Origin of the sequence: Erwinia endophytica, from assembly GCF_009295515.1 — a bacterium.
GTDB classification, from domain to species: domain Bacteria; phylum Pseudomonadota; class Gammaproteobacteria; order Enterobacterales; family Enterobacteriaceae; genus Erwinia; species Erwinia endophytica.
In genome coordinates, this window is the sequence record NZ_RQVV01000053.1 from 275,817 (window position 1) to 301,078 (window position 25,262).

The following is a 25,262-nucleotide window of genomic DNA, read 5'->3' on the forward strand; positions in this document are numbered from 1 at the left end:
CCAAAGCGCAACCATTACAGACAACATTTTGGTCACCCGATAATGATCCCACAGATTTCCCAGGCGCCAGGCCTCGTTCAACTGGTGCTAAATTTTTTGCAGGTGCTCGAGCAACAGGGCTTTACCGGCGACACGGCGACCAGTTATGCCGACCGTCTCACCCTGTCTACCGATAACAGTATTTATCAATTGCTTCCCGATGCGGTGCTGTTCCCTCGCTCCACTGCGGATGTCACGCTGATCGCCCGTCTGGCGGGCGAGGAGAGGTTCCGCAGTCTGGTCTTTACCCCGCGAGGCGGCGGTACGGGTACTAACGGACAATCGCTAAATCAGGGGATTGTGGTGGATATGTCCCGGTATATGAACCGTATCCTGGAAATCAACGTCGAGCAGGGCTGGGTAAAAGTTGAAGCAGGGGTTATCAAAGATCAGCTCAATGCCTGGCTCAAACCCTACGGCTATTTTTTCTCCCCTGAATTGTCGACCAGTAACCGGGCCACGCTTGGTGGGATGATCAACACCGATGCATCGGGGCAGGGTTCCCTGGTGTATGGCAAAACGTCCGATCATGTCATCGGGTTACGTGCCGTGCTGCTGGGGGGAGAAATTCTGGACACCCGGCGCATACCGGTCTCTCTGGCGGAACAGTTGGCTAGTGAGCCGGACCGGGTAGGCAATATCTATCGTACCGTGCTGGAGCGTTGTCGTGACCAGCGTCAGTTGATCCTCGATAAATTCCCCACACTAAACCGCTTCCTCACTGGCTATGATTTGCGGCATGTTATCAGCGACGACCTGCAGCAGGTTGATCTGACCCGTTTGCTGTGTGGCGCGGAAGGCACGCTGGCTTTCATTACTGAAGCGACGCTGGACATTACACCAATCCCGCAAGTCCGGCGTTTGGTGAATATAAAATACGATTCGTTTGATTCGGCCCTGCGCAGTGCGCCCTTTCTGGTCGAGGCGCAGGCGTTGTCAGTTGAAACCGTTGATTCAAAAGTGTTGAACCTGGCGCGTGAAGATATCGTCTGGCATTCAGTCAGTGAACTGATTACTGATGTGCCGGAACGGGATATGCTTGGCCTGAATATTGTTGAATTTGCCGGGGATGATAAAGCGCTGATTGACACCCAGGTGGCATCACTCTGTGCACGTCTGGAAAGTCTGATGGCCGCCCATCAAGCCGGCATTATCGGTTATCAACTGTGTGACGATATTGCCGGTATCGAGCGTATTTATGCCATGCGTAAAAAAGCGGTGGGTCTGCTGGGGAATGCCAAAGGCCGGGCTAAACCGATTCCGTTTGTGGAAGATACCTGCGTGCCGCCACAGCATCTGGCTGACTATATTGCCGAGTTCCGGGCGCTGTTGGACGGACATAATCTGAGCTACGGCATGTTTGGTCACGTTGATGCCGGTGTGCTGCATGTGCGTCCGGCGCTGGATATGTGCGATCCGCAACAGGAAATGCTGATGAAGCAAATTTCCGATGAAGTGGTGGCGCTGACCGCGCGTTATGGCGGTTTGTTGTGGGGAGAACACGGTAAAGGTTTTCGTGCTGAATACAGTCCGGCATTTTTTGGCGAGGCGCTGTTCAACGATTTACGCCGGATTAAGGCGGCCTTTGATCCGGCAAACCGGCTTAATCCCGGGAAAATTTGTGCGCCGTTCGGCGTCGATGAGCCGATGATGAAGGTGGATGCGGTTAAGCGTGGTACCTGGGATCGGCAGATCCCGGTCAATGTCAGAACCGAGTGGCGTGGGGCGATGGAATGTAACGGCAATGGTCTGTGCTTTAATTTTGATGTGCGTAGTCCGATGTGCCCGTCCATGAAGATCAGCGGCAATCGCATTCATTCGCCAAAAGGTCGCGCGACGTTGACCCGTGAATGGTTGCGCTTGCTGGCTGAACAAGGTGTTGACCCGCGGGTATTGGAGACGCAGTTGCCGGAACGCAAGGTTAGCTTACGCGGCATGATTGAGCGAACTCGCAATAGTTGGTACGCCAGACGGGGAGAATATGACTTTTCCCATGAGGTCAAAGAGGCGATGTCCGGCTGCCTTGCCTGTAAGGCCTGTTCCACCCAGTGTCCGATCAAAATTGATGTGCCGAGTTTCCGTTCGCGCTTCCTGCAGCTATATCACACGCGTTATCTGCGCCCGGTCAGTGATCATCTGGTCGCCTCGGTCGAAAGTTATGCCCCTCTGATGGCGAGAGCGCCTGAATTCTTTAACTTTTTCCTGCGTCAACCGTTGGTACGCGAGATGAGCAAACGTTATATCGGTATGGTTGATTTACCGCAGCTCTCTTCACCTAATCTGCGGCAGCAGTTAGCGGGACAACGTTCAGTCACCACCACCACGCTGGAACAGCTCGAAGCAATGAACGCCAGCGAGCGTCAGCGTTATGTCCTGGTGGTTCAGGATCCCTTCACCAGCTATTACGAAGCGCAGTTGGTCACCGATTTCGTCAGGCTGATTGAAAAACTGGGCTACCACCCAGTGGTACTGCCGTTCTCGCCTAACGGTAAAGCTCAGCATATCAAAGGTTTTCTGCGGCGTTTTGCCCGCACAGCGCAAAAAACAGCGGATTTTTTGAATCGGGTCGCCAGGCTGGAACTGCCGATGGTCGGCGTCGATCCGGCGCTGGTACTTTGCTATCGCGATGAATATAAGGAAATCCTTGCGGATAAACGGGGGAATTTCCACGTTCAACTGGTACATGAATGGTTGCAGCAAATTTTGTCAGAAGTCAACGCGGCGGATGACAATCAGAGCGGCGAAGCCTGGTACCTTTTCGGGCACTGCACTGAAGTCACCGCGTTGCCTGCTTCCAGCGCGCAGTGGAAAGGTATTTTCGCTAAATTTGGCGCCAGACTGGAAAATGTCAGTGTCGGGTGCTGCGGGATGGCGGGAACCTATGGTCATGAGGCGAAAAATCTGGATAATTCGCTCGGCATTTATGCGCTATCCTGGCATCAGGCATTGCAGAAATTACCTCGCCAGCGTTGCCTGGCGACCGGCTATTCCTGTCGTAGCCAGGTGAAGCGTATTGAGGGCAACGGCATGCGTCACCCATTGCAGGCTTTACTGGAGTTAATTTGATGGCTATCTGGAAACGCGACAGCTCACTGGAGCAGATAAATCAGCGTAGCCAGGGTACAATGGTGGCACACTTAGGTATCGTGTTCACCGCGCTTAATGATGAGAGCCTGCAAGCCACCATGCCAGTTGATGCCCGGACCCGACAGCCGTTTGGTCTGTTGCACGGCGGCGCGTCAGCGGTGTTGGCGGAAACGCTGGGGTCAGTGGCAGGTTATCTTTGTACGGATGGGGATGACTACATTGTGGGGTTGGAAATTAATGCCAGCCACCTGCGGGGTGTCAGGGACGGTTTGGTGAGCGGTATCTGTCGGGCTCTGCACCTGGGACGTACGCATCAGGTCTGGCAGATAGAGATCGTTAACGAGCAGCGGCAATTATGCTGTACTGCACGATTGACTACGGCGGTAATGACGTCGCGGACGGAAAAGTAGGCACCTTTAAAGCATTACTGTCGGCGTCATATTATCCAGGACGCATGTTTGACAAAATCACTTTGCAGTGCAGTGGCTTTGTCCCACTGGCCATTGATTGCCAACTGATGACACAGTCGGGTCAGTGAATGGCGGGCTAACTGCCAGGCCTGCATACGGAACAGCCGCTCACGGCTGGTGTTGCCCAACTCTTGCAGCAGACGTTGGTGTAGCTTACCCAGAGCGTGCAGGTAACTCTGATCATCGCCGTTGAGCTGGCAGAGATCAGCCATATCCAGACAGGTATCGTTGAATTTTCGCAGTTGTTCCAGGGTGCACTCAGGGCGGTTTAGTTTGGCCTGCACCATATAGAAATCCACAGTAATATTACGGACAGAAAATTTGTACTCATCAATCTTATGTTGTAGCCAGGCATTTATCGACAGATTCATTCAGGGGTCCATTTTCCGCTAATGATAATCATTAGCATATAATAACGAGAATATTATTCAACGGCGCAGCGATGAAAATTTATCGATTCATGCTGCTCCTCAGATAAATTGGTAATAACTATTCGAGGTTGGGGTTGAGAAGTTAAAATGACTATTAATCCTAATCAACCCGGCAGCGCCGATATTTACTGGCTACTTTTCAATGCGTTAGCATTTCGTTAAATTGCGGCGTGACATCGATCGTTATCCTCTTCTAAGGGTCTAAACTGAATAAAAAGGCCCTAAAAAACCCTCTTGGCGTTAATCCCTGCAAAACAAGAGGTTGAAGAGACAATCATTATCACTAACATAGAGGTATTAGCCCGCAGGGCTATCGACTCGCGAGGTAATATTATGTCATCAGCAACGACTGCTTCTTTTTCTCCTGACGACTATGTCTGGAAAGGCCTGACGCTCACTGACAGCGCCGCTAAGCAAATTATTACCCTGGCGGCTGGCGATCCAGAAGTGAAGGGGCTGAGACTGGGCGTGAAAACGTCGGGTTGTGCCGGTTTTGGCTATACGATGGATTTAATAAAACAGCCTGCTGACGATGATCTGGTGTTTACTCATAAGGGCGCGTCGCTGTTTGTGCCCCTGCAGGCCATGCCTTTCATTGACGGAACGGAAGTGGATTTCGTACGTGAAGGTCTGAATCAGATTTTTAAATTTAATAATCCTAAAGCTCAACACGCCTGTGGCTGTGGTGAGAGCTTTGGCGTTGAGTAAAATTTATGTCTCGAAACACTGAAACATCAGACGATGTGCAGGTCTGGGGCGGAAACCATCAGAAGTACAAAGAAGGTTTCTTTACCCAACTGCAGACTGAAGAGTTTGAACATGGCATCAGCGAAGACGTCGTACGGGCGATTTCGGCCAAACGTAACGAACCTGAGTGGATGCTGGATTTCCGCCTTAAGGCCTATGCAGCCTGGCTGGAAATGGAAGAGCCGCACTGGCTGAAAGCCCACTACACGTCACTTAACTATCAGGACTACAGCTACTATTCAGCCCCGTCCTGTGGGAACTGTGATGACAGTTGCGCTTCAGCGCCTGGCGCTCAACAAACGTCTGGTGCTCAGGCTCCGAACTACCTGACGGAAGAAGTGGAAAACGCCTTTAAACAACTGGGGGTTCCGGTTCGTGAAGGTCAGGAAGTGGCGGTTGATGCCATCTTCGACTCGGTATCGGTTTCCACGACTTACCGTAGCAAGCTGGCGGAGCAGGGGATTATTTTCTGTTCATTTGGTGAAGCTATTCATGAGCACCCGGAACTGGTTAAGCAGTATCTGGGAACCGTCGTACCAGCGAATGATAACTTTTTTGCCGCGCTGAACTCGGCGGTGGCTTCTGACGGGACGTTTGTCTATATCCCGAAAGGAGTACGTTGCCCAATGGAGCTGTCGACTTATTTTCGTATTAACGCCGCGAAGACCGGCCAGTTTGAACGCACCATCCTGATTGCTGATGAAGGCAGTTATGTCAGCTATATTGAGGGGTGCTCGGCACCGGTCCGCGACAGCTATCAGTTACATGCTGCGGTAGTGGAAGTGATCATCCATAAAGATGCCGAAGTGAAATATTCCACCGTGCAGAACTGGTTCTCCGGCGGTGAGTCCGAAGGCGGTATTCTCAATTTCGTGACCAAGCGAGCGCTGTGTGAAGGCGAGAATAGCAAGATGTCCTGGACGCAGTCTGAAACCGGATCGGCGATCACCTGGAAATACCCTAGCGTTATTCTGCGTGGCGACAACTCCATCGGTGAGTTTTTCTCTGTGGCGCTGACCAGTGGTCACCAGCAGGCCGATACGGGTACCAAGATGATCCATATCGGCAAAAACACCAAATCAACCATCATTTCCAAAGGGATCTCGGCCGGGAAAAGCCAGAATACCTACCGTGGTCTGGTGAAGATTATGCCAACCGCCACCAATGCGCGTAATTTCACTCAGTGTGACTCGATGCTGATTGGTGCGGAGTGCGGCGCGCATACATTCCCGTACGTGGAAGCGCGTAACAATTCAGCGCAGTTGGAGCACGAAGCCACCACCTCGCGAATCGGTGAGGATCAGCTGTTCTACTGCCTGCAGCGAGGGATCAGTGAAGATGACGCGATTTCGATGATTGTGAACGGTTTCTGTAAAGACGTCTTTTCCGAGCTGCCACTGGAGTTTGCGGTTGAAGCACAGAAATTGCTGGCGATTAGCCTCGAACACAGCGTGGGCTAATCCCTGCCGTTTACGATCATTGCGAAATACCGCAGAGTATTGTTCAGGAAACACTATGTTAAGTATTAAAGGTTTACAGGTAAGTATTGCAGATAAAGAGATCCTGCGAGGGTTAGACCTGGAGGTTAAGCCGGGTGAAGTTCATGCCATTATGGGACCGAATGGCTCGGGTAAAAGTACCCTGTCCGCCACGCTGGCGGGGCGTGAAGAATATGAGATAACGGGCGGTTCGGTCAATTTCAAAGGCAAGGATTTACTGACGCTTTCGCCGGAAGATCGCGCGGGCGAAGGGATCTTTATGGCCTTTCAGTATCCGGTAGAAATTCCCGGCGTCAGCAATCAGTTTTTCCTGCAAACAGCGGTTAACGCGGTGCGTAAATACCGTGCGCAGGATGAACTGGACCGCTTTGATTTCCAGGACTTTATCGAAGACAAAATTCACCTGTTGAAGATGCCGGAAGACCTCCTGACCCGATCAGTCAATGTGGGCTTCTCGGGTGGCGAGAAAAAGCGTAACGACATCCTGCAGATGGCGGCGTTGGAACCTGAACTCTGCATTCTCGACGAAACCGACTCAGGACTGGATATTGATGCGCTGAGGATCGTGTCCAATGGCGTTAACTCACTGCGTGACGGTAAACGCGCATTTATTATCGTGACGCATTACCAGCGTATTCTGGACTACATCAAGCCAGACTTCGTCCATGTTTTATATCAGGGAAAAATCGTGAAGTCCGGCGACTTTACGCTGGTAAAACAACTGGAGGACCAAGGCTATGGCTGGCTTACCGACCAGGAATAACGAGAACGCTTTGCAGCAGTGGCATCATCTGTTTGAGAGTCACGGGCATCATCGTTCACTGCAGGCGCAGCAGCACTGGCAGCAATTGCTGCGTCTTGGTCTGCCGACCCGCAAGCATGAAAACTGGAAATACACGCCACTGGAAGGATTACTGGCACACAACTTCGTCCTACCCGACGCGCCCGACCTGACCGCCGCTGATGTCGCCAGTCTGTCATTGAATCTGGATGCGGTGAAGATGGTGTTTGTGGATGGTCGCTTCAATGCGGAATTGAGCGATAAATCCTTTGACGTATTCGCTGTTCAGGTCAGCCTGGGGGCAGAACGTCGTGAGTTGAGCGCGCCGATACAGCCAGAAGTTTTTCTGCATTTGACCGAGAGTCTGGCAGAAGAGGTGGCTACCATTCATTTGCCGCGCGGTAAGTCAGCTGCGCGGGCGCTTTATATGTTACATATCAGTAGCGGTAGCGTGCAGGAAGAGATGAACACCTCTCACTACCGCCATCAGTTGCAGTTGGACGACAATACGTCGGCGACAGTGATTGAACACTATGTCAGCCTGAATGATGCCGCGCATTTTACTGGCGCGCGGTTGACCGTGACCGTGGGCAACAATGCGCAACTGACACATTACAAGCTGGCTTTCGAGCACAGCAGCAGTTACCACTTCTCTCATAACGATATCGTGATTGCCAGCGATGCCCGGGTACAAAGCCACAATTTCCTGCTGGGCAGCGGTTTATCCCGCCATAACACCAGTGTGCAATTGAATGGCGAAGGCTCGGAGCTTGGCATTAATAGTTTGATGTTGCCATCAGGCAAAGAAGTCTGTGACAGCCGAACCTGGCTGGAGCACAACAAGGGCCATTGCCTGAGCCGCCAACTGCATAAAACCATCGTGCGAGATAAAGCCCGGGCGGTGTTTAATGGCCAGATCAAAGTGGCTAAATATGCGCTGAAAACCGACGGACAGATGACCAACAACAACCTGTTATTGGGGCGTCTGGCTGAAGTGGACACCAAGCCGCAACTGGAAATTTACGCTGATGACGTGAAGTGCAGTCATGGTGCAACCATTGGCCGCATTGACGACGAGCAGATGTTCTATTTGCGTGCCCGGGGTATCAGCGAAGAGTCAGCCCAGCGGATGATTATTTACGCATTTGCCGCAGAATTAACCGAAGCTATAACGGATGACGTGCTGAAGGAAGCGGTGATGCAGCGTATCGCTCAGCGTTTCCCTGGAGACATAAAATGAGTTTTGACCTGACGCGCGTCAGGGCTGATTTTCCCATTCTGACGCGAGAAATAAATGGCCAGCCGCTGGCCTATCTCGACAGCGCGGCCAGTGCCCAGAAGCCGCAAGTGGTTATCGATGCGGAAAGTCATTTCTATCAGCAGGGTTATGCGGCAGTGCACCGGGGGATCCATACTCTGAGTGCTGAAGCCACCACGGCAATGGAAAATGTGCGTGCGCAGGCCGCGCGTTTCCTTAATGCGGCGTCGCCGGAAGAGATCGTGTTTGTTAAGGGGACCACCGAGGCGATCAATCTGGTCGCCAATAGCTGGGGGGCGAGTCACTTGCAGCCGGGTGACAACATTCTGATCACCGCGATGGAGCATCATGCCAACATCGTGCCGTGGCAGATGATTGCGCAACGTACCGGCGCCGAAGTGCGGTTTATCCCGTTAACGGCGACTGGCGAGCTGGAACTCTCTGCGTTGCCGTCATTGCTGGACAGCCGTACCCGCATGCTGGCGATCACCCAGGTATCGAATGTGCTCGGCACAGTTAACCCGGTGAAAGAACTGGTGGCTCAGGCGAAAGCCGCTGGCGTCGCCACGTTAATTGATGGAGCCCAGGCGGTCATGCATGAGCAGGTTGACGTGCAGGATCTGGGATGTGATTTTTACGTTTTCTCAGGCCATAAAATCTACGGTCCGTCTGGTATTGGTATTCTGTATGGCCGTAAAGCCGTGCTGGATCAAATGCCGCCGTGGGAAGGCGGCGGCTCAATGATCGCCACGGTCAGCCTGACCGAAGGAACCACCTATGCGGCAGCGCCGTGGCGCTTTGAGGCGGGATCGCCTAACACGGGTGGAATTATGGGGTTGGGAGCGGCGCTGAATTGGGTGAGTGAACTGGGTCTGGATGTCATTCATCAGCGTGAACAGGCGCTGATGCATTATGCCATGGATAAGCTCGCCGCTGTACCGGACCTGAAAATCTATGGACCTCAGCAGCGGGCAGGGGTGATTGCTTTCAATCTGGGTCAGCATCACGCCTATGATGTTGGTAGCTTTCTCGACCAGTATGGTATCGCCATTCGCACGGGCCACCACTGCGCCATGCCGTTGATGAACCACTACGGCGTTCCGGCGATGTGCCGGGCCTCCTTTGTTCTGTATAATAGCGAAGAAGAGGTTGATCGCCTGGCGGTTGGCCTGACACGAATACACCGCCTGCTGGGCTGAGCTGGCGGCAAAGAGGGATGAACCATGGCGACCCTGCCAGATAGAGACAAACTGGTCCGCAACTTTACCCGTTGCGCTAACTGGGAAGAAAAATACCTGTATGTGATTGAACTGGGTGCGTTGTTGCCTGAATTTCCTGAATCATTGCATCAGCCGGAAAACACCATTTCTGGATGTCAGAGTCAGGTGTGGATCTTGATGGACGTCGACGACAATGGACGTGTGGTACTGCGTGGTGATAGTGATGCTGCTATCGTTAAAGGATTGATTAGTATTGTATTTATCCTTTATCAGCAGATGACGCCGGCAGAAATCCTTGCCTTTGATGTCCGCCCCTGGTTTGCCCAGTTGGCCTTGACTCAACATCTCACGCCTTCCCGTTCTCAGGGGCTGGAAGCGATGATTCGTGCCATTCGTCTGAAAGCGCAGGCGCTTACTGTGGATTGAATTGCTACACTTCTCGTAGGCTTCCCACTATGTTGGTGGGAAGTTTTTTACACGAGAAATCGCATGAAAACGTTGTCCCAGTTTGTTTATTTGTTACTGATTGCTCTTTTGTTTGTACAGCAAGCCCGCGCTACAGCATACCCTCTTCCCGCTGAAAATAGCCGTCTGATTGGTGAGAATACCACCTACACTGTGCCCAGTGATGGTCGATCGCTGGAGAGGATCGCGGCGGAATACAAAATCGGATTATTGGGGATGTTGGAAGCGAATCCGGGTACCGATCCGTGGTTACCCAAAGCGGGGTCGCAACTGATCATTCCCACCCAGATGTTATTGCCGGATACCAAAAGGGAAGGGATAGTGATTAATGTGGCGGAATTGCGCCTCTATTATTATCCGCAGGGCGAGAACACGGTGATCGTCTATCCAATAGGTATCGGTCAACTGGGGGCGAATACCCCGGAGATGGTCACCACTATCAGCCAAAAAATCCCCCATCCGACCTGGACGCCCACACCCAATATCCGCAAGCGTTATGCCGCTGAAGGCAAAGTGCTGCCGGTCACCGTGCCTGCGGGGGCCGATAACCCGATGGGACTCTATGCGCTGCGTCTGGCATATGGCAAAGGGCATTATCTGATCCACGGAACCAATGCTGATTTCGGCATTGGAATGCGTGTCAGCTCTGGCTGTATTCGCTTGCGGCCTGATGATATCGCGGCGTTGTTTAACCGCGTCCCCGCAGGTACGCGTGTGCAGGTCATCAATCAGCCGCTCAAATATGCGGTGGAACCGGATGGCAAACGTTATATCGAAGTGCACCAGCCATTGTCACACAGTGAGAAAGACGATCCGCAAACCATGCCAATTGCTTTGAGTGCTAACGCGAAAAAATTTATTAACAGTGATGACAGCGATGTTGCGGTGATTAACGCCGCGTTGGTCCGCCGTTCAGGTATGCCAGTGCTGGTGAATGCCGGGGAGGAGGTTGATGACCATGCTCCGGAACCTGCGGTCCAGCAACAGTGAAAACCGGGATGTTGCATAAGGAGAAGAGGTAAAAGGCAAAAAAAATGGCGCACATTGTGCGCCATTTTTAGTACCAGAACGCGTCTTACTTACGGTAAGAGTGAGCCTGGTTGTCCAGACGCTGGTTAGCACGAGCTGCGTCATCTTTAGCAGCCTGTACGTCGGAACGGATTGAGTTCACGTCGTTGCTCAGCTGATCAACTTTAGCGTTCAGAGTCTGAACGTCGGTAGACAGCTGATCGATTTTAGCGTTGCTTGAACAACCAGCCAGCAGAGTTGAACCCAGGATTACCGCGCCCAGTACCAGTTTAGTACGATTCATTATTTATACCCTCTAGATTGAGTTAATCTCCATGTAGCGCTACAAGTATTACACAAAGTATTTTCTAATGAGAATAAATTTTTAATGAGAACGTGCTTAAATTTGATCGTTCGCTCAAAGAAGCACCGTCTTACCAAAAAGGTGCAAAAAATTTAGCTAAAACAGGCGACTTTAATCGGATCAATCTCACTTATTACCGAGTTGAATAGTTAATTTCGATAGGTTTTTTTAAGATAATTCTTTACTGAAGTTATAAAAAAAGCGCCACTCAGGGCGCTTTATCGCTGCAAGGCGTAATCTTAGATTACAGAACATGTACAGCAGTGGTATTCGTCGTTCCACTCGGTACTAAAGCACCCGAAACCATGACCACTACGTCGCCTCGCTGTGCATATCCACTGGCGATAGCGGCTTCTTTGCCGATACGATAGAAATCATCAGTAGAGGCGATTTCTTTTACCACGGAAGTGACGACGCCTTTGCTCAGAATTAACTGGCGGGCAGTTTGCTCATTGGTCGTCAGTGCCAGGATCGTGGCTTGAGGAAAGTATTTACGCACAGATTTAGCTGACTTACCGCCTTCCGTCGCGACCACGATCAATGGTGCTTCCAGGTTCTCAGCTGTTTCCACGGCACTGCGGCATACTGCTTCGGTGATGCGTATTTTGTGGTTGTCATTCTTCGCGTCAATAATCCGGCTTTTCATCACGCGATCAGTACGTTCGCAGATGGTGGCCATAATGGTCACGGCTTCCAGCGGATATTTCCCTTTCGCACTCTCACCGGACAACATAACGGCATCAGTACCGTCGAGGATGGCGTTAGCCACATCGCCAGCTTCAGCACGAGTCGGACGCGGGTTCTTGATCATTGAATCAAGCATCTGCGTCGCGGTGATCACCACCTTACGTGCACGATTACATTTTTTGATCATCATTTTCTGCGCGAAGATCACTTCTTCCACCGGGATTTCCACGCCGAGGTCGCCACGAGCAACCATGATGCCATCAGAGGCTTCAAGGATCTCGTCAAAGTTATTCAGACCTTCCTGGTTTTCAATTTTAGAGATGATCTGGATGTGCTCTCCACCGTGTTGCTTCAGGTGCTCACGAATTTCCAGTACATCCGAACGCTTACGGATAAAGGAAGCCGCAACAAAGTCGACACCCTGTTCGCAACCAAAGATCAGGTCATGTTTGTCTTTTTCAGCCAGCGCGGGCAACTGGATTGAAACACCCGGCAGGTTAACGCCTTTGTTTTCACCCAGGTCGCCATTGTTCAGCACTTTACAAACTACCGTTTTTTCAGTGACCTTAGTGACTTCCATCCCGATGAGACCATCGTCTACCAGCACAGTGTTACCGATTTTCAGGTCGGCAGCGAAGCCCTGATAGGTCACAGCCACACATTCGGCGTTACCAATCACTGACTGATCCGTGGTGAAAGTGAAGGTCTGCCCAGCTTTCAGCGCTACATCTGCTCCGCCTTCCAGCTTCATGGTTCGGATTTCGGGGCCTTTGGTATCCAGCAGGATCGCGGCCTGGAGACCTGTTTTTTTCATCACCGCTCGCAGGTTAGCAATACGTTTACCGTGCTCTTCGTAATCCCCATGAGAGAAGTTCAGGCGCATGACGTTCATGCCCGCGTTCAGCAGGCTAGTCAGCATTTCTTCTGATTCGGTTTTTGGACCGATAGTACAAACAATCTTGGTCTTTTTCATGACGAGTTATCTATTTAAGTTGTAATGGATGATAGAAACGTGGATCCGGAGTCGGGTGTTTCGCGCCGGAGAAGAATTTTTGCCTGGGCGGCGAACAGCAATACAGAATTAAGAATAGGTGACAGTAGAAAAGCGTGCAGAGGAAGTTGTATCGCGGTTTCAGCGCGGGCGCAAAACTCCGTTGCGCAACGAACTATCGTTTTTGCTAAAAGGTCAACCATACGCTGAAACCATTCAAGTGAAACAACGTTCCGCATTATAGTCGCTAAGTACCCGCAGACCAATTAAAAAACGCATTGGCTGCACAAAGATTGCGTCAGATCAGGTTGCTGCATAAAAAGGAAAAAGAAGACATCAATCACAGGAAGAAGATAGATGGCGATAATAACGAATAAATTACTTGCTGTAGATCAAATAATTGCAAAAATAGGTAGCATTACTGTAAATAGTAGTGATAATCATTATCAGTTGTAATTTTCAGTAACCACTCGCTGCAAGATGGAGGATTCAAAGTGATAAGGATGTTTTCCCGTTGCTGTATGGTAACTCTACTGGGGATGAGTACTACACTTGCCAGTACCCGCGATACTCCCCCTGTCGATAAACCCACCCCCCACAAACAAGACCTTGAAGATAATGAGGATAAACTCGCTGAAAAAGAAAAAAAGGAGGGAACACTCGTTGTTACCGCGATGGAGCAAGTGAGGCAGGCTCCGGGCGTTTCGGTCATCACGGCGGAAGATATCCGTAAACGTCCTCCGGTTAATGATTTGTCCGAGTTAATTCGGACTATGCCAGGGGTTAATCTCTCCGGCAATTCAAACAGTGGTTCTCGGGGTAATAATCGTCAGATCGATTTGCGCGGCATGGGACCGGAAAACACCCTGATCCTGGTTGATGGCAAGCCGATATCAAGCCGGGCGGCGGTTCGTTACGGTTGGCGGGGAGAGCGGGATACCCGGGGTGACACGAATTGGGTGCCTGCGGATATGGTCGAGCGTATCGAAGTTCTGCGCGGCCCGGCGGCGGCGCTGTATGGCAACGGTGCGGCAGGAGGGGTGGTTAATATTATAACTAAACAGCCAACGCAGGAATTGCATGGCAGTTGGAATACCTACATGAACCTGCCGCAGCATAAAGCGGAAGGCGCGACCAAACGCACTGATTTCAGCCTGATGGGGGGATTGACGGACGCGCTGAGTTTCCGTTTATACGGCAATATCAATAAAACCCAGGCTGATGCGATGGATATTAATGCCGGACATCAGTTGAGTCCGCTGGCGACTACTATCCCTGCGGGACGTGAAGGCGTGCGCAATAAGGATATTAATGGACTACTGCGTTGGACATTTATGCCGCAACAGACACTGGAGTTTGAGACAGGATTCAGCCGCCAGGGCAATATCTATGCTGGTGATACCGAAAATAACAACAGCACCAGCGATTCACTTTCTAAATATGGTCAGGAAACCAACCGGATGTACCGGCAGAATTTTGCTGTGACGCATCGGGGTTACTGGGATAACGGAATCAATGCCTTATCCTGGTTGCAATATGAAAATACGCATAACACGCGCATTTTTGAAGCCCTGGCCGGCGGCCCGGCGGGGCGGCCGCAGGGGGATGATTTTACCACTATCAAGCTAAGGGCTTTTACCGCCCACAGTGAAATCAATATTCCCTTTGATAGCCTCGTTAATCAAACGGCGACGATGGGCGTCGAATGGGCCGGGCAAAAAATGAAGGATCCTGCGTCGATGACTCAAACACTGCAGGGGGGAACTATCGCGGATTTTCCGGGCGGTTCGCGGAGCGATAAAATATCGGCGCGTATAGCTTCAATTTTTGCCGAGGATAATATTGAGGCGACCGGGAGCACGATGCTGACTCCGGGATTACGCTTTAATCATCACAGTGAAGTAGGTAATAACTGGAGTCCATCGCTGAATATATCGCAGGGGCTGGGGGACGACTTTACATTGAAACTGGGGATCGCCCGGGCTTATAAAGCCCCTAATCTTTATCAGCTTAATCCTAATTATCTGCTCTACAGTCGTGGAAATGGCTGTAGTGTAGCCGGGAGCAATGGATGTTATCTGATGGGCAATAAAGATTTAAAAGCGGAAACCAGTATCAATAAAGAAGTCGGCGTTGAGTTCAGGCGCGAAGGTTATCAGGCTGGCGTGACCTGGTTTCGCAATGATTATCGCAACAAGATAGAATCCGGCACTTATTCCACGGGTTCAACGACGACGAAGGATACGCGGATCCTGAAATGGGAGAATGTTGACAAAGCATTGGTGGAAGGATTTGAAGGAACATTGAATATTCCGCTCAGTGAAAAAATAAAATGGAACAATAATATCACCTGGATGTTGAAATCAAAAAATAAAATCACCGGAGATTATCTTTCAATTACGCCAAAATTCACGCTGAATTCATCGGTCAGTTGGCAGGCAACGGAACGCTTATCTCTGCTGAGTGAGATGGTATGGTATGGGCGTCAGAAACCTAAAAAATATAACTACAAAGGCGAAGCGACCACCGGGGTGGATCGGCATGAGGTCTCACCTTATGCGGTATTCGGGCTTAGCGGATCATATGAGGTCAATAAATATGCCAGCATGACGGTTGGCATAGATAATATTTTTGATAAGCGGCAGTTCAGAGCCGGCAGCGCCCAGTCAGTCTCGAATACTTCGGGAGGCGTAACCAATACGGTATATGGTGCCGGCGCAGCGACCTATAACGAGCCAGGACGGACTTTTTACGTCAGTCTTAATACTCATTTCTGATCTGTTCACTTAGCAAGACGGATCAAAGATAAAATAATGGCAATGCTTTTTTTATTTTCGTCAGGGAAATAATCGCGGAGCTGTTTGCTTTTACGGGATGAATATATGCCTGCCCTGATAATTTTCAGGGTGGGAACCGTAATGCTGCAGTGAAGATTATATAATTGAAGAAATGGAGTAAGGGAATGGCATTGAGTAATAAAACGGTCCAGGCGCTTACCGAAGGGCAAAAGGAAATTTGGATTGCCCAGAAAATGACGGATGACAGTTCACGTTACAATACAGCTGAATGTATCAGGATTAAGGGCGGGTTTTCTGCTGACTGTTTTAAACAAGCGGTATTCCAGGTTATTCGGCAGATTGAAACACTTAATTGCAGCTATGAATTACAGCAAGGTGAATTGGTACAGATAATGTCAGGAACTGACAACGTGAATTATCAGTTCCTTGATTTCAGCCATGACAAGCAGCCTGAACGCAACCTGCAGGAATGGATGCAATATGATATCAGGCAGCCGGTAGACCTGCGTAATGGACCGCTCTATTGCCTTGCGCTAATCCAGTTGGCGGAAGATGAATTTTGTTGGTATCAACGTGTGCATCATATTGCGCTGGATGGTTTCGGCGTGGCGATGGTACTGCGCCAGATAGCGGATACCTATAACCATCTTCAGCAGGGAATGGCGAGTGAATCGAGGGGCTTTACCCCACTGAACTATTTGCTCGCTAAAGAGCAGGCTTACCGGAATTCTGAGCAATGGCATAAAGATGAAGAGTTCTGGAAAAACTATTGCCAGCGACTCCCCACGGCGCCCCGCCTCAGCCCCATTCACTGCGAGGTTGCTGATACGGTGCGCCGTGAACAGCTGTTAATGCCTGCGGAACAGTTTGTACAGATGAACGCACTGGCAAAAAAATGCCGGGTCTCCTGGATAGAAGTGTGGCTGGCTATTTTTGCCGGCTATGTGGCGTGGAAAACACGGGAGCAAGGCATTGTATTAGGTTTTCCCTTCATGAACCGCAATGACGGGGCATTGTTTAAACTGCCTGCCATGATGGTCAATATCCTGCCGTTATCCATCCCGGTGTCTCCTGATGATGATATCGCCAGCCTGGCGAAAAAAATTCGTCAGGAGATTGAGTACGTTAAACCTCATACGCAATATCGTGGCATGCAGTTGTTACGTCTCAGGGAAGATAACGAGCCGCTTTTTGGCCCGGTAGTCAACGTACTGCCTTTTTATGAGTCGCTGGAGCTACACGGTGCCACTGGGGTGATTGAGAATGTGCATGGTGGCCCGGTAGATGACTGTGCATTGCGGGTGGTGCCGTCCAGTCATGCAGAAAATAGCGATTTGCTGATCCATATCGACGCGAACCCTGGCGTGTATCCGGCAGACGAATTGTTGGCCATTTGCAAGGAGCTGGCTCACTGGAGCTGTTACTGGCTTGCTCATCCGCAGAACAGTATGGCAAAACTTGAGCAGCATCAGTGGTATGCCCTGGCGGACTATCTTATTCACAGTCGGGAAACAGGGACGTTTATCTGGCAGGATGTTATCTCGCGCATTCGTCAGCAAGCTCTCCGCACGCCTGAGGCTATCGCGCTCGAAACGGACAGTGTCCGTATAAGCTATCAGTCGCTGGTAAAACAGTTTGATACGGTTTCGGGCGAATTAATGGCGCGTGGAACACAGCAGGGCGAGGTCGTGGCGGTGTTTCTACCCCGGACAGCAGAAACCATCGTGATTATGCTGGGGATAGTGGCGGCGGGTGCAAGTTGTTTCGTGCTGGATACCAGCAGTCCGGATGAACGATTGCAACAGGCGCTGGAGGCATGCAACACGCGTTATGTGATTATCGCGGAAAGGCAAGAGCGCGAGCATACATTTGGCGTTGAAACCTTGCTGAGCGCAGATCTGCTGATGAACACGGCGGGCAGGATGTCGCCCCGACAGGCGATTTTGCCGGAAACGATCAGCTTTATTATTTTTACCTCTGGTTCAACAGGTCAACCCAAAGGGGTGGCCATTCCGCATCGGGCGCTCAGTTGGTTCGTTGATGCGGCGGGTCAGACCTATGACATCCGGCAGAACGATAAAATATTGCAGTTCTCATCATTAACATTTGATGCCTGCCTGGAAGAGATTTTTATTCCGTTGTGCCGCGGCGCTTGTGTCGTGCTGCGTACGGAGGAAATGGCGGCATCGCTGGCTGAATTTCTCGCTTATGTCACCGAACATGCCATTACTGTGCTGGATTTACCCACCACATTCTGGCACACGCTGACGTTAACACTGAGCGTTCAGTCCCATGTATGGCCCGCGACGGTGAGAACGCTGATTGTTGGCGGTGAGGCTATCTCGCAGCAGCGCTTATCGCAATGGAAATCGCTGATGGGTGAGCGTATCCGGCTGATCAATACCTATGGGCCAACAGAAGGGACCATCGTGTTTACCTGTAAGGTGCTGGCCGGTGAAGGATTTGATCCCACCACTTCCGATCTGCGATCAATCGGATTACCGCTGGCGGGATTACGCTGTCTGATTTTGGATGCCGCACAGTGCCCCGTCAGGCCGGGCCGGGCCGGGGAGCTCTATCTGATTGGGCCAACGTTATCCAGTGGATATATTAACAGTGTTGCGATGACCCGTGAGAGTTTTGTGACGCTGAAATGCGGTGAGGAAACAATCAGAGCGTATAAAACCGGAGACTGGGTCACGCTGACGGAGCAGGGGGAAATTGTTTATCTCGGACGTATCGATAAGCAGGTTAAATTCCGCGGATACCGCGTTGATCTGAATGAAATTCGTGATTGTTGCCTGGCCGTACCCGGGGTGAAAGAGGCCAGGGCGGTAATGCGACAGGAGGATAATGGACAGTTGATTTTATATGTTCAACTTGCAGATGGCGCAGCGGTTGACTGTCAGCGCATTGCGACGCATTTACAGCACACGTTGCCGCAATATATGCAACCTAATCAAATTATTCCGTTGAGCGAATTCCCGCTGACTCGCAGTGGGAAGATTGATGAAAAAAAACTGCCAAAACTGCAAACGCCGGTGGGAAATGCGCTGCTTGAGCAGGGAGAATCAGATTTTGAACGTGCAGTCGTGGACGCATGGAAAAATGAGCTGTCGCTGGATTATGTCGGCATCCATCAGGATTTTTATGCGCTGGGCGGCAGTTCGCTGAATTTGTTTTCAGTCCATGCCCGCCTGCTCAACCAGGGCGTATCGATTGCACCTAAACTGTTGCTGGAGAATCGCACTGTTCACCAGTTGTATTTGGCCTGGCAGCAAAGCATGACCGAACAGCAAAGCCGCATCCCCGGTCTTGAGCTGATCGTAAAACTACAACATCACCAGCGTAAGCATACATTGTGGACGTTTCATCCTTATTCTGGTCGCGTTGACTGCTACCGGACGCTGGCGGAGCGGCTTGAGCCACAGTTCGACATTATGGCGTTCCAGGCACCGTATCTCACCGGTCCGGCCAGTGAATTCAACACGTTGTTCGATCTGGCCAAACATTACAGGACATTACTGCGCCATGAGCAAAAGGAAGGGCCTTATTATCTGCTGGGATACTCACTGGGCGGAAATATTGCCTGGCTGGTTGCGCAGTTATTGAGTGAGGAAGGACAAAAAGTCAGTTATCTGGGATTGCTTGATTGTCGATCTCCGCAGTACGTGGAAAAAATGGAGAATCCACTCTACACCATGGTCAAAAACAAGTTGGGCCATGAATACCTCGACAGCGTTCGTCGTCTGGATGAAGAGACGCAGCTTAGCGCTATCGCCGGGGAAATGCTGAAGCAAGGAGCTATGCGGTTTATGACGCCGGAACAGTTGATATCCGCCTTGCGCTTCAGTTTTTCCCGCGGAACGGTGCCACCGGACAGACTGAGACCGTTGACGATCAGCGGACGCGCATTTCATTACGGTTTTACCGTGCCTGGTGAGGAGTGGCGAGAATTGATTACCGACAGGTTGAGTTGCCATCAATTTATCGGAGAACACGATACGTTGATGGATGAACTGATGCGCTCTGGCGCGATGCAAATTATCCAACAGGACCTGGCTCTGGCATCAACGTTAGATTAATGCTATCAATCAAAGGAAATGATAATGAACAAACTTACTGATATTCCGGCTTTCAGCGCAGATGATTTAAGAAATATATTGCATGAAAAGCTTGATATGTCCGATGGCGGTTTTGGAGAAGATGAAAATCTGTTCGACTATGGTCTGAATTCCGTCGATCTTATGGCGTTGGTTGCGCATTTGCACACGCGTGGATTGAAAGTCAGTTTTATTGATTTGGCAATAGAACCGACATTTAACGCCTGGCGAAAACAGTTAGGTCTCTGAAACAGGTCATTGAGGAAAAAATGATGGAGCAGTCTTACCCGATACGGGAAGAAATGATTCACTCGTCAGTGTGTGGCGATTACCGGGTGATGATTTGCCAACCTGCAGCTCCCCCTCCTGATGAGGGGTGGCCCGTCATTTATCTCCTTGATGGTGCCAGTCATTTCCCTATAGCGGCACACCTGATGCGTACCCTGGCTCGACCACGGTGTTGCATGCTTCCCGGTGTGGTAGTGGCGATTGATTATCCCGGCGCAACCCGGCGCGAGCGGGATTACCGACCTTATGTGGCAGAGTTAATTCCTGAACCGAACCCGCGCGGCGGTTATTATCTTGCCGGGATGACAGGCGCAGCAGAGGCCTTTTTCTCTTTCCTGCAGGATGAACTTAAGCCGTTTATCCGTTCGATGTTACTCACGGACGATAAAAGAGAAGCATTATACGGCCACTCTTATGGTGGCTTGTTTACCCTTTATTCCCTGTTTACCCATAGTGAGCGTTTCCGGCATTTTTATGCGTCCAGTCCTTCGGTCTGGTGGAATGATGGTTATATCAGGAAACTCGCAGAACACTTTATCGCGCGCGCGACGACGACATCATTACGTCAGGAGACCGTTCTGTTTCTGTCGGTAGGAGAGCATGAGCAGTCTCTTGAAGCGTGGGAGCGTTGTCAGCCAGCGGAGGAATGCCGGTGGCTGGCGCAACATCGCCAACAACGGCGTATGGTCGATGGCCTGCGGGAACTGGCTGGGTTGTTTCAGTCCCATCCGGTCAATTCATTGCAGGTTGAACTGTTTATTCATCCGGATCAGTCACATCAATCGGTCCCGCTTTGCTCACTGCAAAAGGCGATGATGCATCATTTCAGACGGTGCTGAGGGGAAAGTCAGCGTATTCAACAGAGGGAAGATGATGATGGTGCGTTCTAGAGGACTCGAACCTCCGACCCCCACCATGTCAAGGTGGTGCTCTAACCAACTGAGCTAAGAACGCAAGATAATTGGTGCGTCCGAGTGGACTCGAACCACCGACCCCCACCATGTCAAGGTGGTGCTCTAACCAACTGAGCTACGGACGCACTGTGGTGCGTTCTAGAGGACTCGAACCTCCGACCCCCACCATGTCAAGGTGGTGCTCTAACCAACTGAGCTAAGAACGCATCTGATTGTTGTCATGGAGATAGCGGGGACGAATATTAACGACAGCCTCACCGACTGGCAAGCGGAAATCCGCTTTTTTCGCTGAGACTGCTGCGCAACTGTGCGAAGCGCGGCAATTTTAAACGCGCAAACGATAAAATTAGCGAAAAATTAGTGTGCTGCGCGGGCCAGTATCCGCTCAGCGGATTGCTTTTGCAGGTGGCGCATCCGCCAGATCATCATTCCCGCAGACGAGGTCAGGCCAATAATAAAACCAACCCAGAAACCCGCCGGGCCCATTGGCGCAACCACCCAGTCAGTCAACGCCAGGAGATAACCGCTGGGGAGGCCCAGGAGCCAGTAAGCGATAAAAGTGATAAAGAAGATCGAACGGGTATCCTTATAACCGCGCAGAATACCGCTGCCTATTACCTGAATCGAGTCCGAGAACTGGTAGATAGCGGCCAGCAGCATCAGATGCGCGGCCAGTGTCACCACTTGTGGATTGTCGTTATACAGCAATGCGATATGTTCGCGGAAGGTGATGGTGAACAGCGCGGTGAGCAGGGCCATGCATATGCCAACACCCTGAGCGGTCCAGGAGGCGACGCGTGCGTCCTCAACTGACTGCTGACCAAGCCGGAAGCCAACGCGAATGGTGGCGGCGACGCCGAGTGACATCGGCAGCACAAACATCAGCGAGCTGAAGTTAAGCGCAATCTGGTGACCGGCGACTTTAACGGTGCCCAGAGGAGAAACCAGCAGCGCGACGACCGCAAACAGCGTCACTTCAAAAAACAGCGCCAGCGCAACCGGCAAACCTAATTTGAACAGGCGCCAGAGCACGCGGGTATCCGGTTTACTGAAACGGCTGTTCAGGCGAATATCACCCAGCGAGTGAGTACGCCCCACCCAAAACTTCATGCTGATAAACATCACCCAATAGACGGATGCTGTCGCCACACCACAGCCGACGCCGCCAAGTGCCGGCATGCCGAAATGCCCATAAATAAAAATGTAGTTGACGGGAATATTCACCAACAGGCCGAGAAAGCCCATCACCATACCGGGTTTGGTTTTAGCTAAACCCTCACACTGATTACGGGCGACCTGGAAGAACAGGTAACCTGGCGCTCCCCACAACAGGGCGTGCAGATATCCCTCCGCTTTGTCCGCAAGGGCGGGGTCGATATGCTGCATAGCGCGGATCATAAAACCAGCGTGATACAGCACCACCATGATCAGCACGGCAGCGAAGGTTGCCAGCCAGTAAGCCTGACGAACCTGATAAGCAACGCGATCACGGCGACCGGAACCATTGTATTGCGCCACCACTGGCGTCAGCGACAGTAGCAGACCGTGACCAAAAAGAATGGCCGGCAGCCAGATTGAGGTGCCGACGGCAACGGCCGCCATATCTGTGGCGCTGACCGAGCCAGCCATAACGGTATCGACAAACCCCATGGCGGTTTGCGCAACCTGCGCAAGAATAACTGGAATTGCCAACGCCAGAAGTTGGCGCGCTTCTGTCAGGTATTTCTGCACACATACACCTTATTGTTTTATCGGTAGGGAAGAGCGCTGCGATAGTAAAATGCTGTTTTTTGACACCGCATAGCAGGGCTGGCGGCATAGTGTAATGTTCGCAGCGTAATTAGCCAATCACTCGCAGTAAGAATAGTGCTTTATATCCTTTAAAACGCGTCTCGCCATTTGGTTTTATCGGCTACCCAGGGCAAACTAACACAAGGATAATATTACAGAGGCCACAATTATGTTTACCGGTATTGTGCAAGGTACCGCTGAGGTGCTGGCAATTGAAGAGAAACCCAATTTTCGCACACATATTGTCCGCTTACCGGGGGATATGTTACCCGGGCTGGCGTTGGGTGCCTCTGTTGCGCACAATGGTTGCTGCCTGACGGTGACGGAGATTAATGGTGATCAGGTCAGTTTCGATCTGGTGAAAGAGACGTTGCGTATTACGAACCTCGGGGACTTGAAGGTTGGTGATAAAATTAACGTTGAGCGAGCGGCAAAATTCAGTGATGAAATTGGTGGTCATCTGATGTCTGGTCATATAATGACCACTGCCGAAATCAGTAAAATTCTCACGTCGGAAAATAACCGGGAAATCTGGTTTACGCTGCAGGACCCACGGCAAATGAAATATATCCTGCATAAAGGGTTTATTGGTATTGATGGTATTAGCCTGACGGTGGGAGAAGTGACCAAAACTAAATTCTGTGTACACCTTATTCCGGAAACGCTGACAAGAACCACCCTGGGAAGTAAACGACTGGGGCAACGGGTGAATATTGAAATCGATCCGCATACTCAGGCGATTGTTGATACCGTTGAGCGAGTGCTGGCGCAGCGCGATGCTGCATCAGTGGCAACGGTCGCGGCGGGATCGGAATAACCCCCAATAAAAAAGGGCCGGCAATTTGTATCATGCCAGCCTTTTTTGACCCTTTACTATTCACCAGAATAATCAGTGAGGTACGCGCAGGCCACCTTCTTTACCGCGTGAAAATACCACTTGCCAGAGCTGAATGTCGCGCGCACGGAAAGCACCGGCACAGGCGTTCAGATAGTAGGTAAACATCCGTTTAAAGCGCTCGCCGTACTTCTCTGCCAATTGCGGCCACGCAGTGAGAAAGCGTTGGTACCATGCCATCAACGTGGTGTCATAATCCGCGCCAAAATTGTGCCAGTCTTCCATCACAAAATAAGGTTCATGTGCATCCGCAATGTGCTGGACAGAAGGCAGACAACCATTAGGGAAGATGTATTTGTTGATCCAGGGATCAACATTCTCATCTGTTTTGTTGGACCCGATAGTGTGCAGCAGAAAAATGCCATCCGCTTTGAGATTCCGGTTGACCACCTCGAAATAGGTGGCGTAGTTTTTCGGTCCAACGTGCTCAAACATGCCCACGGAGACAATGCGGTCAAACTGCTGATTCAGGTCGCGATAGTCCTGTAGCAAAATAGTCACGTCCAGTCCGGTACAGCGCTGTTGCGCCAACTTCTGTTGCTCAGCGGAAATGGTCACGCCGGATACGCTAACGCCATAATGACGCGCCGCATATTCTGCCAGTCCTCCCCAGCCGCAGCCAATATCCAGCAACGACATACCGGGCTCAAGCTGCAGTTTCTCGCAGATCATTTTTAATTTAGCGTTCTGGGCCTGTTCGAGTGTTTGAGCCTCTTTCCAGTAACCACAGGAATACTGCATATAAGGATCCAGCATTAAGGTAAAAAGGTCATTGCCCAGGTCGTAATGTTCTTTACCCACTATCCAGGCTCGTTTGCGTGACTGAAGATTTGTCAACCGTGCGGCCGCAATGCGCAGCGTATCTTTGAAATGATGGGGGAGTTGTTTATCCAGTTTGGCCAGGAGTACGCGCTGAAAAAAGGTGTCCAGTCGCTCACATTCCCACCAGCCATCCATATAACTTTCACCCAGCCCCAGCGAGCCTTCCTGTAAAACACGCTTAAAAAAATCAACGTTGTTTACCTGAATATCCCACGGACGGGTACCGTTGATTTTAATATCGGCATTGCGCAACATATCCTGGGCGATGCGATACCACTGATTCTCTTCCAGGCTAACTTCTTCTATACACGATGAACTCATAGCTTCTCCATCACCCTGTGTGATTGAAACCTGAGAAATAGAATAGTCAATTTCTGCAGGATTGTGAGAAAACGCACGGCATAGCCGTACGCCTGATATCCGACGTTACAGAGGATTGATATGAAACCTGTAGAGCACATAACGAATGCCATAGATGGCTTGACCATCCTGTCAGAACTCAACGTTGCTATATACCCGTCATACATCAAGCGGCAGGTGCGTTGGCGGCGTTCAGTCAGACGAATCACTGACCAGATAAACTTTGCGGGATGATTTCATTTGC

19 protein-coding genes and 3 tRNA genes are annotated in these 25,262 nt (G+C 51.0%); 14 read left to right on the forward strand and 8 right to left on the reverse strand.

The features are described from left to right. Positions 1–42 precede the first annotated feature (42 nt). Entirely contained in the window at positions 43–3,105 is a 3,063-nt protein-coding gene (gene ydiJ / locus EH228_RS15950; RefSeq protein ID WP_152322597.1) for a D-2-hydroxyglutarate dehydrogenase YdiJ, read from the forward strand. Next, complete coding sequence (locus tag EH228_RS15955; protein WP_152322598.1) at positions 3,105–3,536, forward strand: hotdog fold thioesterase; 432 nt, start codon at positions 3,105–3,107, stop codon at positions 3,534–3,536. Before ydiJ ends, EH228_RS15955 begins: the two co-directional genes overlap by 1 nt. A 26-nt stretch (positions 3,537–3,562) precedes the next feature. Here EH228_RS15955 and EH228_RS15960 read toward each other — a convergent pair whose 3' ends face one another. Then, complete coding sequence (locus EH228_RS15960; RefSeq protein ID WP_152322599.1) at positions 3,563–3,967, reverse strand: hypothetical protein; 405 nt, start codon at positions 3,965–3,967, stop codon at positions 3,563–3,565. A 393-nt stretch (positions 3,968–4,360) separates the two neighbouring features. Here EH228_RS15960 and sufA point away from each other — a divergent pair, with 393 nt between their 5' ends. The 7 genes from sufA to EH228_RS15995 all read left to right on the forward strand — a co-directional run bounded on the left by sufA (position 4,361) and on the right by EH228_RS15995 (position 10,987). Further along, positions 4,361–4,735, forward strand: a complete 375-nt coding sequence (gene sufA / locus EH228_RS15965; RefSeq protein ID WP_152322600.1) for a Fe-S cluster assembly scaffold SufA — start codon at positions 4,361–4,363, stop codon at positions 4,733–4,735. 5 nt (positions 4,736–4,740) lie between these two features. Beyond that, on the forward strand, positions 4,741–6,234 hold the full coding sequence (sufB, locus tag EH228_RS15970) for a Fe-S cluster assembly protein SufB (protein ID WP_152322601.1): 1,494 nt from the start codon (positions 4,741–4,743) through the stop codon (positions 6,232–6,234). Between the two features lie 55 nt (positions 6,235–6,289). Then, positions 6,290–7,036 carry a Fe-S cluster assembly ATPase SufC gene (sufC, locus tag EH228_RS15975; protein ID WP_152322602.1) on the forward strand — a complete coding sequence of 249 codons (747 nt, stop codon included), beginning with the start codon at positions 6,290–6,292 and terminating at the stop codon, positions 7,034–7,036. Then, positions 7,011–8,294: a Fe-S cluster assembly protein SufD gene (sufD, locus tag EH228_RS15980; protein ID WP_152322603.1), complete on the forward strand. Its 1,284-nt coding sequence runs from the start codon at positions 7,011–7,013 to the stop codon at positions 8,292–8,294. Before sufC ends, sufD begins: the two co-directional genes overlap by 26 nt. Next, positions 8,291–9,511, forward strand: coding sequence for a cysteine desulfurase SufS (gene sufS, locus EH228_RS15985; RefSeq protein ID WP_152322604.1), 1,221 nt, complete (start codon positions 8,291–8,293; stop codon positions 9,509–9,511). The genes sufD and sufS overlap by 4 nt, the downstream gene beginning before the upstream one ends. Positions 9,512–9,535: 24 nt before the next feature. Further along, positions 9,536–9,958, forward strand: a complete 423-nt coding sequence (sufE, locus tag EH228_RS15990; RefSeq protein WP_152322605.1) for a cysteine desulfuration protein SufE — start codon at positions 9,536–9,538, stop codon at positions 9,956–9,958. A gap of 63 nt (positions 9,959–10,021) precedes the next feature. After that, positions 10,022–10,987, forward strand: a complete 966-nt coding sequence (locus tag EH228_RS15995; protein ID WP_152322606.1) for a L,D-transpeptidase family protein — start codon at positions 10,022–10,024, stop codon at positions 10,985–10,987. 85 nt (positions 10,988–11,072) lie between these two features. Here EH228_RS15995 and EH228_RS16005 read toward each other — a convergent pair whose 3' ends face one another. Further along, positions 11,073–11,309 (reverse strand): major outer membrane lipoprotein, encoded by a 237-nt coding sequence (locus EH228_RS16005; protein ID WP_152322608.1) that lies wholly within the window; start codon positions 11,307–11,309, stop codon positions 11,073–11,075. A 304-nt stretch (positions 11,310–11,613) separates the two neighbouring features. Then, on the reverse strand, positions 11,614–13,029 hold the full coding sequence (gene pykF, locus EH228_RS16010; protein ID WP_152322609.1) for a pyruvate kinase PykF: 1,416 nt from the start codon (positions 13,027–13,029) through the stop codon (positions 11,614–11,616). Positions 13,030–13,550: 521 nt separating this feature from the next. On the opposite strand from pykF, the gene EH228_RS16015 reads away from it, so the two are divergent. From EH228_RS16015 to EH228_RS16030, 4 genes are all read left to right on the forward strand, one after another. After that, positions 13,551–15,824 (forward strand): TonB-dependent siderophore receptor, encoded by a 2,274-nt coding sequence (locus tag EH228_RS16015; RefSeq protein WP_420841470.1) that lies wholly within the window; start codon positions 13,551–13,553, stop codon positions 15,822–15,824. Positions 15,825–16,009: 185 nt separating this feature from the next. Next, positions 16,010–19,930, forward strand: coding sequence for a non-ribosomal peptide synthetase (locus EH228_RS16020; protein ID WP_152322611.1), 3,921 nt, complete (start codon positions 16,010–16,012; stop codon positions 19,928–19,930). Positions 19,931–19,954: 24 nt separating this feature from the next. Beyond that, positions 19,955–20,197: a phosphopantetheine-binding protein gene (locus tag EH228_RS16025; protein ID WP_193323362.1), complete on the forward strand. Its 243-nt coding sequence runs from the start codon at positions 19,955–19,957 to the stop codon at positions 20,195–20,197. Between the two features lie 23 nt (positions 20,198–20,220). Then, entirely contained in the window at positions 20,221–21,075 is an 855-nt protein-coding gene (locus EH228_RS16030; RefSeq protein WP_152322613.1) for an alpha/beta hydrolase, read from the forward strand. Positions 21,076–21,113: 38 nt separating this feature from the next. On the opposite strand, the gene EH228_RS16035 is transcribed toward EH228_RS16030, so the two are convergent. From EH228_RS16035 to EH228_RS16050, 4 genes are all read right to left on the reverse strand, one after another. After that, positions 21,114–21,190, reverse strand: a tRNA-Val gene (locus tag EH228_RS16035). 8 nt (positions 21,191–21,198) lie between these two features. Continuing rightward, positions 21,199–21,275 (reverse strand) — tRNA-Val (locus EH228_RS16040). Positions 21,276–21,279: 4 nt separating this feature from the next. Beyond that, positions 21,280–21,356, reverse strand: a tRNA-Val gene (locus tag EH228_RS16045). Positions 21,357–21,507: 151 nt separating this feature from the next. Beyond that, a complete protein-coding gene (locus tag EH228_RS16050; protein ID WP_152322614.1) occupies positions 21,508–22,881 on the reverse strand; it encodes an MATE family efflux transporter in 1,374 nt (457 codons plus the stop codon). Between the two features lie 229 nt (positions 22,882–23,110). Here EH228_RS16050 and EH228_RS16055 point away from each other — a divergent pair, with 229 nt between their 5' ends. Further along, on the forward strand, positions 23,111–23,758 hold the full coding sequence (locus EH228_RS16055) for a riboflavin synthase subunit alpha (protein ID WP_152322615.1): 648 nt from the start codon (positions 23,111–23,113) through the stop codon (positions 23,756–23,758). A gap of 72 nt (positions 23,759–23,830) precedes the next feature. On the opposite strand, the gene cfa is transcribed toward EH228_RS16055, so the two are convergent. Then, the gene (cfa, locus tag EH228_RS16060; protein ID WP_152322616.1) at positions 23,831–24,979 is read right to left on the reverse strand and encodes a cyclopropane fatty acyl phospholipid synthase; all 1,149 of its coding nucleotides are present in this window, start codon (positions 24,977–24,979) and stop codon (positions 23,831–23,833) included. Positions 24,980–25,262: the final 283 nt, after the last annotated feature.